The organism is Bacillus sp. CCNWLW194 (genome assembly GCF_037120585.1).
Lineage (GTDB): Bacteria > Bacillota > Bacilli > Bacillales > Bacillaceae_G > Bacillus_A > Bacillus_A basilensis.
On sequence record NZ_JBBBBL010000002.1, the window covers coordinates 570,779 to 583,723 of the forward strand.

General features: G+C 34.5%; 14 protein-coding genes and 1 pseudogene. 4 read left to right on the forward strand and 11 right to left on the reverse strand.

The window, feature by feature from the left end; genetic code table 11:
• Window positions 1-36: 36 nt before the first annotated feature.
• The 9 genes and pseudogenes from V7S50_RS06390 to V7S50_RS06425 all read right to left on the reverse strand — a co-directional run bounded on the left by V7S50_RS06390 (window position 37) and on the right by V7S50_RS06425 (window position 6,919).
• A complete protein-coding gene (locus V7S50_RS06390; RefSeq protein WP_063224656.1) occupies window positions 37-708 on the reverse strand; it encodes an S-layer homology domain-containing protein in 672 nt (223 codons plus the stop codon).
• Between the two features lie 84 nt (window positions 709-792).
• Window positions 793-1,695 carry a DMT family transporter gene (locus V7S50_RS06395; RefSeq protein WP_242250945.1) on the reverse strand — a complete coding sequence of 301 codons (903 nt, stop codon included), beginning with the start codon at window positions 1,693-1,695 and terminating at the stop codon, window positions 793-795.
• 220 nt (window positions 1,696-1,915) lie between these two features.
• A complete protein-coding gene (locus tag V7S50_RS34025) occupies window positions 1,916-2,869 on the reverse strand; it encodes a methyl-accepting chemotaxis protein (RefSeq protein WP_442752189.1) in 954 nt (317 codons plus the stop codon).
• Window positions 2,864-3,643: pseudogene (locus tag V7S50_RS34030) on the reverse strand (MCP four helix bundle domain-containing protein); the annotation flags it as partial. The pseudogene V7S50_RS34030 and the gene V7S50_RS34025, both read right to left, overlap by 6 nt.
• 136 nt (window positions 3,644-3,779) lie before the next feature.
• Window positions 3,780-5,048 (reverse strand): M48 family metallopeptidase, encoded by a 1,269-nt coding sequence (locus V7S50_RS06405; RefSeq protein WP_141439113.1) that lies wholly within the window; start codon window positions 5,046-5,048, stop codon window positions 3,780-3,782.
• Window positions 5,049-5,182: 134 nt separating this feature from the next.
• The gene (locus V7S50_RS06410) at window positions 5,183-5,371 is read right to left on the reverse strand and encodes a hypothetical protein (protein ID WP_242250943.1); all 189 of its coding nucleotides are present in this window, start codon (window positions 5,369-5,371) and stop codon (window positions 5,183-5,185) included.
• Window positions 5,372-5,382: 11 nt separating this feature from the next.
• Window positions 5,383-5,682, reverse strand: coding sequence for a hypothetical protein (locus V7S50_RS06415; protein ID WP_064476854.1), 300 nt, complete (start codon window positions 5,680-5,682; stop codon window positions 5,383-5,385).
• Window positions 5,683-5,713: 31 nt separating this feature from the next.
• The gene (locus tag V7S50_RS06420) at window positions 5,714-6,046 is read right to left on the reverse strand and encodes a hypothetical protein (RefSeq protein ID WP_242250941.1); all 333 of its coding nucleotides are present in this window, start codon (window positions 6,044-6,046) and stop codon (window positions 5,714-5,716) included.
• 24 nt (window positions 6,047-6,070) lie between these two features.
• Window positions 6,071-6,919: a CPBP family intramembrane glutamic endopeptidase gene (locus V7S50_RS06425; protein WP_242250939.1), complete on the reverse strand. Its 849-nt coding sequence runs from the start codon at window positions 6,917-6,919 to the stop codon at window positions 6,071-6,073.
• Between the two features lie 141 nt (window positions 6,920-7,060).
• Here V7S50_RS06425 and V7S50_RS06430 point away from each other — a divergent pair, with 141 nt between their 5' ends.
• Together V7S50_RS06430 and V7S50_RS06435 are read left to right on the forward strand one after the other, a co-directional pair.
• Complete coding sequence (locus tag V7S50_RS06430) at window positions 7,061-7,765, forward strand: response regulator transcription factor (protein WP_063224662.1); 705 nt, start codon at window positions 7,061-7,063, stop codon at window positions 7,763-7,765.
• A 9-nt stretch (window positions 7,766-7,774) separates the two neighbouring features.
• The gene (locus tag V7S50_RS06435) at window positions 7,775-9,517 is read left to right on the forward strand and encodes a sensor histidine kinase (protein WP_242250938.1); all 1,743 of its coding nucleotides are present in this window, start codon (window positions 7,775-7,777) and stop codon (window positions 9,515-9,517) included.
• A 250-nt stretch (window positions 9,518-9,767) separates the two neighbouring features.
• On the opposite strand, the gene V7S50_RS06440 is transcribed toward V7S50_RS06435, so the two are convergent.
• A complete protein-coding gene (locus V7S50_RS06440) occupies window positions 9,768-10,133 on the reverse strand; it encodes a VOC family protein (RefSeq protein ID WP_098556963.1) in 366 nt (121 codons plus the stop codon).
• Window positions 10,134-10,193: 60 nt separating this feature from the next.
• Complete coding sequence (locus tag V7S50_RS06445; RefSeq protein WP_242250937.1) at window positions 10,194-11,096, reverse strand: AraC family transcriptional regulator; 903 nt, start codon at window positions 11,094-11,096, stop codon at window positions 10,194-10,196.
• Window positions 11,097-11,233: 137 nt separating this feature from the next.
• On the opposite strand from V7S50_RS06445, the gene V7S50_RS06450 reads away from it, so the two are divergent.
• Both V7S50_RS06450 and V7S50_RS06455 read left to right on the forward strand, forming a co-directional pair.
• Window positions 11,234-11,719 (forward strand): RNA polymerase sigma factor, encoded by a 486-nt coding sequence (locus V7S50_RS06450; RefSeq protein WP_242250936.1) that lies wholly within the window; start codon window positions 11,234-11,236, stop codon window positions 11,717-11,719.
• Between the two features lie 5 nt (window positions 11,720-11,724).
• Window positions 11,725-12,843 (forward strand): anti-sigma factor, encoded by a 1,119-nt coding sequence (locus V7S50_RS06455; RefSeq protein ID WP_242250935.1) that lies wholly within the window; start codon window positions 11,725-11,727, stop codon window positions 12,841-12,843.
• Window positions 12,844-12,945 lie beyond the last annotated feature (102 nt).

The following is a 12,945-nucleotide window of genomic DNA, read 5'->3' on the forward strand; positions in this document are numbered from 1 at the left end:
GATATCTCTTCTACACATTATGAGCTTTCTCTTTATCTATTCCATTTTCCCTGTAGCATTATCAATTGATCGTTGTAAAAACTTCGCAAATTGCCCACGTGTAACGAGCATTTCAGGCTGGAACTTGCCATCTCCCGTTCCTACCGCTACTTTATTAGACTGTAATGCGCTAATTGCATCCCTTGCCCAATGGTTTTCTGGTATATCTGTAAATGTATGCGGACTCTTCGCTTTCAACTCATATGCTTTCGTTAAAATTTGTGCCAATTCTGCACGAGTCAGTGTATCTTTCGGACGGAAGTTTCCATTTTCGTCGCCTTTAAAAATACCGATATTTGTTAAATGTAAAATTTCGTAAGGAAACATTGTTGACTTCCCGCTAATATCCCCATATGGATTCGCATCAAATACACTTCTTTTTAAACCAAGTGCACGATGTAGTACTGCCGCTGCCTGTTCGCGTGTTATATTATCTTCTGTCCCAAACTTACCATTCCCATAGCCATACATAATGCGATGATATACTAAATTCGTAATTTCATCATATGCCCAATGATCTGTTGTTACATCATCAAATTCTATCATAATATTAGGACCAGATTTTTCGATAACATCTGTATTTGCAGACACACCATTTGCACCTACAAATATTCCTCCCATTAAAGTTAACGATGTCGCTACCTTTACTAGCTTTTTCATCTCTCTCATCTACCTTTTCCTTTATTTTCCTATCTTTTATATTGTACAAAAAATAAGAAAATTATCAATAGAATATGATCTAATTATTTACAATTATGAATACATTTTTTCTTTCACCGCTATTTTTTCATCCTTCGTTTTCCGAAAAGTAAAGGCCATTCCTACAAATATAAGGATAATCCCTACTACTTGCATACTAGTCGGTCTAAATCCGGTAAAGACTGTATCTAATAGTATCGCAACAGCAGGATCCAAAAATACTAATACAGAGATCATTCTAGTCGATAAATCTCTTAAACTGTCAAAAAATAAGTAATATACAAATCCAGTATGTATAAGACCTGTCGCTGTAATCATCATCCAGTTCATCTCTGTTAATCCTTGAAACTTGCCAAAATCTACGAATGGTAGCAATAAAAATATACCTAAAAATGTTTGTAAAAATGTCATCGCATATGCGCTCGTATGCCGAATTCCTTTTCCTAATAAAGTGGTAAAAGCATAAAATAGTGCTGCAAGAAGTGCCCATACCATGCCAGATGACATAAGTTTCTCAAACGATACATTTCCATCTACCCCAGCTACTAAAACTGTACCGATAAAACAAATAGCAATAGACAAAACAGCAAACATTGTAAGTCTCTCTTTAAATACGATACTACCAATCATTAATACGATGATTGGTGCAAGATGATAAACTGAAATCGCAATTGTAATCGACATAACTTCAAACGCTTTAAATAGAAATACCCAGTTGAAAACGAGAAATACACCGCATGCTAATATTTGTACAACTTCTTTTTTATTCCATTGCTCACTTTTATACTGCCCTGTTACGAGCCAACATAATGCTAAAAATATAGTCGCACAAATGCAACGAACGAATACTAATTCAAAAGACGGTAAACCCGTTTGAACAGAAAAGAATCCAATTGACCCGAAAATAGACATTGAAAGGATCATTTTTATAGCCGGCATTGATTTTTTATTGTACAACCTTTCTCTCCTCCTACAATTACTCTCTTATAAACTAAAAATTGTAAAAACATTACATATTATTATATATTACAATCGAAAAATTGTAAAAAATTAGAATATAAAGAGCGACATCACACAAAATTTTCATAATAAAAAAATCATCCTTTTGTATTCCACAGGATGATTTTTTATATTTATTGAGAGGACTCTCTCTATATAAAGACTTACATATACTCTACTATTTTTGAAGAGTAAATTGGGAAACTATCTGTTTTAGTCCTCCTGCTACGTTGTGCAGATGTTCAATTGAAGCCGAGATCTCTTGAACAGATTTTTCTTGCTGTTGAATAGACTCTTTTACCCTATCAGTTCGATCAGATGACCTTTGAGAAATTTGCGCCATGTCTTCTGTAGAAGCAGAAATCTCCTCACTACTCGCTGCAATTTCATCTGTAGACATAGATACCGTTTGAATTTGCTCAGATACTTGCTGCACTTTTTCTGTAATTGTTCCAAATACTTTTTCTGTATGCATTACTACTTGAGTACCTGCCTGTACCTCATTATCTACTTTCCCCATCATATGTACCGTATGGTTCGTTGTTCCCATAACTTGAGTAATAAGCTTCTCAATTTGTTTTGCAGAATCACTAGATTGTTCTGCTAATTTTCGTACTTCATCTGCCACAATTGCAAATCCTCTACCACTTTCCCCAGCACGTGCAGCCTCAATTGCGGCGTTTAATGCTAATAAGTTAATCTGAGAGGTAATACCTTGCATAACATCAATGATTTTAACAATTTCTTCTGATTGTTCTTTCATAGTCTCTACTTGTTTCACACCGCTATGTACTGAATTTTGGATTGTATCCATCTGTTGAATCATTTGTTTCATTAATTTGTTACCACTCTCTGCATCTAATGCTGATTGAGCAGACAATTCATTTACAGAGGATGATGTATTCACTATGCTCTGCATTCCTTGTGTCAACTCTTCCATCGCACCCGCGGTCTGTTCCATTGCTTGCATTTGACTCTCTGCACCATTGGCAACTTCTTCAATATCCATAGTGATTTTCTTTGCTGCACCGCTAGATACCTCCGATGCAGATACTACTCCGTCTGCATGTTGGAATAAAAGCTGAATATTATTCTCTACTTCTTGCATATTTGTTCTTAGCCCTGCAATCATCTCGTTAAAATCACTTACTAGTATACCTAATTCATCTTTAGCATTATAATCGCCATGTACAGTTAAATCTCCCTCTTTCGCCCTTTCCATCATACGACTAACCGTTTGTAAAGGAGCAACTATAAGCTTGCTAATAATATAACTTACTATACATATAATGATTGTAGTAACTACTGCAAGAATGATAAAGGTAATAACGGACCGATCTATCATTTTTTGAGAATCTTTAAATACTTGATCAGCTAAGTTTGAAACATAAGTTTCTAAATCTATAGCATAACCAGCTAACTCTACTCCCTTCGGTTTTAAGTCCTTTTGAAATTCATTTACCATTTGAGATTCATTTGTTCCCTTTGCTTTGTCAAACAACTTCTTATATGTCTCCATATAACTTGGCAAAGATTTCTTCATCTTCTGAAACAGCTCATCCTCTTGCTTACTTAAATTAACGCCATCATCATATTCTTTTAATAAAGAATCATATTTTTTAAGATCTTTTTCAACATTACTAATAATTCCCTCTTTATTTGCCCCCTCATTTTGTGACGTTGTAATTAATTCTAGCAAGTTATATTCTATTGAATTTTGTGTACGAAGCATTCCTTCTAATAAAACTGCAGAATTTTGATAATCATCTACTACAATTTCTGTATCGTGCTTGATCTTATTAATAGAATTAATTGCTACACAGCTCATAATTGCCATGCCTAAAACTGCTAATGAGATAAGTGACAATAATTTATATTTCACTTTTAAATTTTTTAAAAAATACATTTTTCCACCTTTATTCCTTTATATATAGATTTTTAGAATTTTATAGCTTATTATTTACAAAATCACAATAAAAAGCAATGATAAATATTCCCAATATCAAACTTATATCTCTATAAAAAAAGAAGTAGCATAATAGCTACTTCTTTTTGCTTTGTTTCTCATATTGTTCAAACGTATGAATTCTTTCGAAAATTGGTGGATGTGTGTATAAGAAAAACTTCACTAACGCAGGCGGATTTACTTGACTTAAGCTCGTTTTTGATAAATATTGAAAAGTTTTCACACCAGATTTCCCGTCCTTCGTCATATTTAAAGCGTATTGATCTGCCGCTCGTTCTTCTATACGAGATACATAGTTTGTTGCTGGTTGTGATGCAAAAGAGAGAACAGAAGAAATTAAGAAAAATAAAGGTAAAATTGAGAAACATGCTACTTTTGAAATTTGCAGCGTATCTCCCCATTTTCGAATACACATATTTATAATACGACTAATGAGATACATCCCTATAAACGATAACAACACATAACTCGCCACGCCCCAATATATATGTTTCATAACATAATGCCCCATTTCATGAGCCATTATAAATAAAATCTCTTTATCTTTTAATTGCTTAAGCGTTGTATCCCACATTACAATACGCGAGTTAAGCCCTATTCCTGTTACATATGCATTTAACGCATTCGTTTTTTCCGACATATTTACTTCATATACATGTTTAGCTGGAATATCGGCTTTGTCTGCCATCTCTAAAATTTTCGTTTCTAATTCTTTATTTTTCAGCGTCGAGAAGTCATTATAAAGTGGATCAATAACGACAGGCTGTATAAATGTTAAAAAGATTGTAAATGGAACAGAGAGTGCCCACCCTGCTAGCCACCATCTCTTCGGGAATTTACGGATAAGCCATAACAGAACGGTAACTACGATTAACATAGTCGCATAACTCTCCCAAAAACCGATAACGTGATCTTTTATCCAGCTTTGTGTACTTTGCGTTGAAATGCCGTAATCAACGGATACTTTTCGGCTAATCCATTGCATTGGCAGGGCAAGAACTGTTGTAAGTAATGATAAATAAAAGAAATAAATCGCAACTTGCAGGACACTTATTTTCGTCGTTTCCTTCGACCATTTCTCAAACTTCTTTGAAATACCGAGCACAAGCACAAATAATAAAATAATCCATTCAAGAGGCGTCGCTAAAAAATACAGTAAATTTTTCACGCGCGAATAATCTTGGCTTAGCGTAAGCTCTCTTGCATTCATAAACGTTTCTGGATCTGCACTCGTTCCTTTATACATGTCCGGAATAAGTTCATGATTCCATCCAAATAAATACCAGTATATAAGCAATGCAAACCCAACGTACAAAAAAAGCGACCACCCAATAACCTTCCTCACGCTATTCCCTCCTCTATGCTGCCTGTCTATTATTATTGTAAGTTCGTACATGCTAAATTAGAACAAGCTTATTACGCGAATTGCTCGAGAGCCTTCTATTTACATAAAAAAACTCTTCTACAAAAAGAAGAGTTTTACCTACCTTTAGACACTTTCTTCCGTTCATAATTTGGGATAAGAAACGCACTTACAAACCAACATATGAAACCAGCGCCTTTTATATAGCGTATATATTCATAGTCTTGAAAAAATAAAGTCGTTACAATAAGCGTAAAAAATCCAATTAAAACTAGTACGTATCCTATTTGCTTCTTAGAAAACATAACGTGCCTCCTTAAGGAAGTACATCCATTAACAAACTAAAATCTTGTAAAGAAAAAGAACTATATTTCATAATACCTTGTACAGCTAATAGTAAAATAAGACCGGTCACACACATATAATTAATACTTTCTTCACTCTTTTTTTCAGCAACTATTCCGCCACTTATACATAAAATCCCTAACAAATGGAGCGCTAAATACATGAAGAAATAAGCTTCCTCCCAGCGAAGAATAACATTGACTGTCGTTATCAGCACAATACTAAGCAAAATCAAATAAAAAAACTTATTTGATGATATTGTTTCATTCATATAATTTTATACATCCCTTTCAAATTTAGAATTAATGATGTTTCAAAGCTATAAAGTAAATGATTGTTTTCATACTATAAAACAAAAGGAAAGCCACTATTACTTTCACGAATACTTTATGAACCCACATATACTTCTCTTCATTTTTTCTGAAGATGCGCTTCATCATTTCTTCTACAATTAGACCAAATATTAGTAAACCCCCTAATACAATAAGAAGAGAAATAATATTTTCTTTTACATGAGTACTAGAAAATAAGTAATACTCTGGAAACACAATCGTATCTACTACAGGTTGCACCCAATGACAAACGCTTTCATCACAAATATCTGTAATAGACGTAGAATCTATAATGTCTTTCAATATTTTTCAATCGTCTTCTTCATCTCATTTACTCCCCACTACGTCTGAAAAGCTTTTTTCCTGCTCTACATATATAGCTGGCATTTCTTTACTCCAATATTTGCGGTTAACAAATAAAAAGATGAGTACTAAGTTTAATCCTGTTATAAAAATAATAAGTCCTGGAAAGAACGTCGTATAATTTGAGAAATCTGCAAAACTCATTATCTCTTCTTTATTTATTAGAAAAGAAACACCGATTACAAACGCATTGTTTAACATGTGAATAGCAATTGGCATGAGTAAGCTATTCGTACGAATATATACGATTGATAGTACAACGCTAAATACAACTGCGCCTAGGAAATCAACGTGTAACAATGCAAATAATATTGCTACAATAATGATCGCTATACTCGTTCCCCATTTTGCTGCAAAGCGTTGCAGTAAAAATCCCCGAAAAACAAATTCACCAATAATTGGTGCGATGAATACGACCATAATAATTTGATATACATATCCCCCGGTACTATCTATAATCGGTTCACGTAATGCATTCATAATAAATGCTGGTGTAATCCATGCAAAACTATACATGTACAAAATAAGATATCCATAACTAAACACGCATAACATAATCGTAATGTATAAAACTTGCACCAGGTTAAATGTTTCATTTTTATTAATAAATAATGAAAATGAAACACTGTGTTTTCTATACTCAAAAAAAATCCATGTAATCGGAAGGATATAGAATATAAGAATATTTATAAAAGTAGAATTTTGCATATGAAATGTATTTTCTATCAATGCATTACTGGCTCTTGCAACTAACGTTAATAGTGCAAATACAATTAAAAAATATCTAGCTCGCATCGTTTGAAACGGATTCACACTCATCTCCTCCCCTATGTTACTTTTATCATATCATCTGATTCTTAATTTTTTGAGAAAGAAAACCTTAAAATTTCCTTAAAAATTCCATAAGTTACAGAAAGATGATATGATATTCGAGAAAATTAGGAGGGATTTTTTATGTATCAAGCAAATATTTTGCTCGTTGATGATGAAACAGCAATTTTACAATTACTAACTACCATTCTTGAAAAAGAAGGTTTTTCTCATATTACAACTGCAACATCGGCTGAAATAGCATTATCTCTCACTGAGCAAAATGATTACGATTTAATTCTTTTAGATGTCATGCTTCCTGGACAATCTGGTTTTGATATTTGTCCAATCATTCGCCAAAAAACAGATTGCCCTATCTTCTTCCTCACAGCTAAAACATCTGATTTAGATAAAATATCTGGATTTTCACACGGTGCAGATGATTATATTACGAAGCCATTTAATCCACTTGAAGTAGTAGCTCGTATGAAAGCACAACTCCGAAGACATATGAAACAAGCAGTACCACACGAACAAAAAGCACACTCCAGTTCATTTGGCAGATTTGCAATTGATCAACATTCCGCAGAACTTACAGTAAATGGACGTATTGTCGAATGTTCCGCCCAGCTATTTCAGCTACTACTCTTCTTTTGCGAGAATCCGAACTACGTATTTTCGAAAGAAGAAATATACGAAAAAGTTTGGGGAGCACCTGCCTATAATGGCGATGATAATACCGTAATGGTCCACATTCGAAAACTACGTGAAAAAATTGAACAAGATCCAAGTAAACCAGAATATATAAAAACCGTTCGCGGACTTGGCTATAAATTCATTACAAAGTAGGGTGACAATATGAACTTTAATAAACGACTTATTATCCAGTTTATCCTGCAACACGTATTTGTTTTAGTTACATTACTAATTGCTGTAGTAGCTGCTTTCACTTATTTAATTTTTCTTGTTACTAGCACTTCATATGAACCGAACATTCCAGATTCTGATAATTTTATGATTGCAAGATACATCTCTTCAGAAGATGGCGATATTTCGTTAAAAGCTGAAGTAAAAGACTTAATTAAAGAAAAAAATGATTGGATTCAAGTTGTGGAGGAAAACGGAAAAGTTCTCTATCACTTTAATACGCCAAGTGACGTACCAACATCTTACACGAGAGCATCTTTATTCTCATATATACAGAATCATATAGAAAATCCTTATACATTTACATATTGGGAAATTGAATTAGAAGAAAAGAACGTACTCGTTATTTACGGCGGTATGTTAAAAAGCATTGCATTACTGAAAACAATCAAGAAAGAGCACCCTTCTGTATCTACGGATTCGTTCACATTAACGGAAGAAGAACAGCAATTACTTTCTAAAGAAAAAGCAACACTTCAAATTTTTAATAGTAAGGGCGATGAAGTATTCTCCTATCCAAATGGAAAGAAAAAAACATTTTCTGTTATACAAGCCGCTCTTAATGAAAAAGAACCGTGGAATCATAAAGAAAACACGTCTAGCTTTTACGACACAAATAGTAATCATCTTCTTGTTGTAACTGCTAAAAATGAGCACTACTACCCAGATGATGAAATAGACGATGTATTTACTAAAAAGTTTCTAATCGGATGTGGATTAATCCTTCTTATCGTATTTGTTTATTTAGTCATTCTTTCTATTTGGTACGGTAATAAATTCGGAAAACCGTTATTACATGCAATGCGCTGGCTTAAAAACATCGCTGGTGGAAAGTACGAAGAGCCTGTTAGTAAAAAAGGGAAACCTATTAGGTTCAGGAAATCTGGTAAAGAAAAATGGTCATTCCGCTTATTTAGTGATGTTACAAATTCACTAGAGCATCTTTCTATTACACTCAAAAAAAATGATGCAATGAGGCAAGTACTACAGCAAACACGTGAAGAATGGATTACTGGTCTAACGCACGATTTAAAAACACCACTTAGTTCTATATACGGCTACGCATTATTACTAGAATCCAATCAGTACAAATGGACCGATCGTGACATTCAGCAATTCGGCAGCGTTATGAAAGAAAAATCTCAATATATGACTACATTAATTGATGACTTAAGCTTAACGTATCAATTAAAAAATAACAGTCTTCCTGGGCAGCACGTGAACATTGAAATGAATCAATTCGTCCAAAAAGTATTATTACAATTTATTAATAACCCGACACTTGAAAATCAAAATATTGAATTCGTACCAAGCTCAAACAAAATTCAATATTTCATTGAAGAAAAATGGTTCCAGCGTATTATCGAAAACTTACTCGTAAACGCTGTAAAACATAATAATGAAACGACTAATGTCATGGTAAAACTTTCGCAAAACGCTACTTCATTTTCACTCTCTATTTCAGATAACGGAAAAGGAATGGATGATAAAACAAAAGAGCTTCTATTTGAAAGGTATTACCGAGGAACAAATACAGAAGAAAGCAACATCGGAACTGGACTTGGCCTCGCCATTACGAAACAGCTCGTTCATGCTCATAACGGAACGATTTCTATCGATAGCGAACTTGGAAAAGGAACGACAATTATACTTGTGTTCCCGTTTCGTTCGTAGAAAAGGCGCTATATGGCGTCTTTTCTTTTTTCTTTTCTGGGAGAGTTCAGCGGTAAATGAAATTATATCGGCGCAACTCGAATTATATCAGCGATTTTTCAAATATATCAGCGCAAATCAAAATATATCAGCGATTTTCAAGATATATCGACTTACCAACAAAAATCGACAATACTAACCTACTTCCCCTGCTATACAAATTAAAAATAACCTTCCATAACTCACTATGAAAGGTTACTCCATATTTCAGCTATTTCCCTACTAACACAAATACATTCTCATCAGGCGCTTCCATTACCGCAACATGCCCTGATTCTGTTGGAAATGGTTCGCGAATCCATTTTACATCTTTATTATCTTTTAAACTTTCATACACTTGTTGCACATCTTCTACTAATACTTCGACTTCCGTAAAATTAATATCCGGATGATTACTTATTACTAACTCCGAACTTTTCTCATCTGGAAACTTCAATCCTATTAACGTCCAAATAGTCCCTTCTTCTAATTCTCTTTCTATAACCCAGTTTTGCTCCATTCCCATTTCTTTATAAAAAGAAACTGACCTTTCTATATCCTTCGTATGTATAGATACGCATTCTAGTTTTTTGAACATCTTTCCATTTCCCCTTTTATAAAAAAGCGAACCATTTCTCAATGACTCGCTCTCAATCTGTTATTTTTTCTTCACCGGTATCCAAAGTTCTACTTGAGCAAACTCACTCTTATCTTCATGGCAACGCTCATCATATAGTTCAAACTCAGTAACGCCGCAATGTTCATATCCTGAATGCGGGAACCATTCTGAGAATACTGCATTCCACGTTTGATGAATAGACGATACCATTTCTTCATGAGGAACTTTCGGCGTTGTAAATACAGCATATGTCGCTGCTGGGAAAGTACGCTTTGCAACTTCATTTGGTACATTTTCAAAGTCTGTAACTTCCATTCCGATAATATAAGTGAAGTCTCCTGTTTCTAAATTAAAATCAGTACATAATCCAAGCTCTACCCATTGGCTCGTATCTTTACGATTCGGAATCGTCGTTCCAAGACCTTTTTGTAAATATTCTTGCCAAAATGCTGGGATGTCTTGATGGTTCTTCCCTTCTTTACTTGTCGTCTTCAGTTCATAACCCGCCATTAAAAATTCTGGTTTATTTACAATACGATATTCCATTTGTATGCCTCCTAAATACGGATTTAATTTTCTTTGCTTTACATTCACGCTGTAATACATCGGCGTTTCAATTTCTTGCTTTCGATATTCACTCGGTGTCATTTGAAATAATTTTTTAAAGGCTCTCGTGAACGTTTCGTGAGATTGAAAGCCATGCTCAAATGCGATATCAATAACTTTTTCATCCGTATGAGAAAGTTGATAAGCAGCCCGGGCTAACCTCCTCTTTCGAACATACTCCATTACCGTATCACCTACTAACGCCTGGAATACACGATGAAAATGCGACTCAGAAAAACCTGCAATACGTGCTAAATTACGCAGCGTCTGTTTTTCCATTACATCTTCCTCAATATAATCAATTGACCTTTGAATTTGTGCTTCATAGCTTTCCATCTCTGTTCACCCGCCTTATATGTATTATGATAAAAGAGAATCTTATCCAATTCTTGACGTTTTTTACTATAATTCCAAAAACAAATGTAACTTTTTTATATGTATTTCGTTGTTATGTATGAAGGGAGGGAAATGTAGTGAAACATAAACAATCATTAGAAGAAATTTACTCAGAGCATATGCAAGATTTATTTCGCTATCTTCTCTCCCTAACCGGAGATTCCCACTGTGCGGAAGATCTCATGCAAGAAACATTTTACCGAATGCTCGTCCATATTGACTATTATAAAGGAGAAGAAATTAGGCCTTGGTTATTTACAATTGCCTACAACGCCTTTATCGATTGGTATCGAAAAGAAAAAAGATATAAAACAACGACAATTGCAGAATTCCATTTACCAAACGTACCAAGTACAGAGCACTCTTATTTCGTAAAACATGAGATTGCTAGTTGGTTAGACAGTTTATCTTCTCTTCCGCTTGAAAGAAGGAATGTCCTATTACTACGAGATTACTACGGATTCTCGTATAAGGAAATAGCAGAGATGACTGGTCTCTCACTAGCGAAAGTGAAAATTGAATTACACAGGGGACGAAAAGAAACGAAAAGCATAAGGGAGTGATAGAGATGGGTTGTACAGAATTTAAAAAACTATGGGAGAAGTACGAAAACGGAACACTCACACGTGATGAACAAGAACTGTTAGAAAGTCACATTGAAACATGTGAAGAGTGTGAAGCTTACTTAGATGAGTTGCTTTCAAAGAGTGAACCGATAAAGAAAAGACTACCACCACAAAATCTGAAAGTCCCGTTTTGGAAAATAAAATGGAAACAACGTTGGCAAACCGTTAGTTTTGTCCTTGCTGTTTGTATAGCAATCTATTTTGCCGGTCATTTTTCATCTTCTCTTTACTTCTATAATATGAAAAAGTTAGTCGAAGTAGATGAGATTCCAGCACTCGCACTAGAAGCAACAATTCCAAATAGTCGTTCCACTGGAGGCAGTGCAAAAATAAAACCCTTTTTTCGTACAGAAAATGAAATGAATTTAGTTAAAACTGTTGGCAAAAAAGAACTTCCAATTGGCACAGTAACAACGCGTAGTTTCTTATCATCTGTAACTGACACAAATCAATCTTGGGCAAATAAACCCTATTCAAAAAAACTTTCCTTTGTTCACCCGAGAATCAAGCAAGATGATCATTTGAAAGAAATATCTAAAAAAGTTTGGGATACACTTGGAAAGATACATGAGGGCACCGTTGCAGAAGTAGCGATATCTTTTGACAAACCTTACACTTTACAAGAAGTAGAATCCCTTTTATATAGCGTATTTGAAGCACAAGAAATGCCGCCCAATCCTTTATGGTATGCTTTAGACACAGGGCAAGAGAGAATAGATGAGGAAGATTTCATCCTACATGGCGGAGAGGTTATCGGATTTCCAGAACATATAAATCTCCCTGATAATGAAGCAGAACGACCGAAGACAAAAGAAGGTGAAGTAATCGAAATGATGCGTATTCTTTCTACACATAAAGAAACTGTAAGTAAAACTACTCGGACTCCTGAAAAAGAGCTGAACTTAGATAAGCGCTATCCGTATGTAAAAGATAACGGCGTAAAAGTATATGGCATTGTCATTACCGGCCCGTCAAAAGAGTTATTAAAATTACAAAACTCACCGCACGTTCGTTATGCGACTCTTGGGGATATTGAGGTTTGGAATTGGTCTGATCAGTGATGTGAAAAAGGAGAGCATCTAGGAGTGGAGTGACCCCTGTCAAGTAGACAGTATTTAAAAAGCGCAACTAAGCAACCTGAGTTCTATATTTATATGGACTCA

Coding starts and splice junctions, on each gene's coding strand:
- V7S50_RS06390 (WP_063224656.1), bottom strand. CDS start 708: ATGAGAGAGATGAAAAAGCTAGTAAAGGTAGCGACATCGTTAACTTTA.
- V7S50_RS06410 (WP_242250943.1), bottom strand. CDS start 5,371: ATGTTTTCTAAGAAGCAAATAGGATACGTACTAGTTTTAATTGGATTT.
- V7S50_RS34025 (WP_442752189.1), bottom strand. CDS start 2,869: ATGATTGCAGGGCTAAGAACAAATATGCAAGAAGTAGAGAATAATATT.
- V7S50_RS06430 (WP_063224662.1), top strand. CDS start 7,061: ATGTATCAAGCAAATATTTTGCTCGTTGATGATGAAACAGCAATTTTA.
- V7S50_RS06445 (WP_242250937.1), bottom strand. CDS start 11,096: ATGGAAAGCTATGAAGCACAAATTCAAAGGTCAATTGATTATATTGAG.
- V7S50_RS06415 (WP_064476854.1), bottom strand. CDS start 5,682: ATGAATGAAACAATATCATCAAATAAGTTTTTTTATTTGATTTTGCTT.
- V7S50_RS06440 (WP_098556963.1), bottom strand. CDS start 10,133: ATGTTCAAAAAACTAGAATGCGTATCTATACATACGAAGGATATAGAA.
- V7S50_RS06435 (WP_242250938.1), top strand. CDS start 7,775: ATGAACTTTAATAAACGACTTATTATCCAGTTTATCCTGCAACACGTA.
- V7S50_RS06455 (WP_242250935.1), top strand. CDS start 11,725: ATGGGTTGTACAGAATTTAAAAAACTATGGGAGAAGTACGAAAACGGA.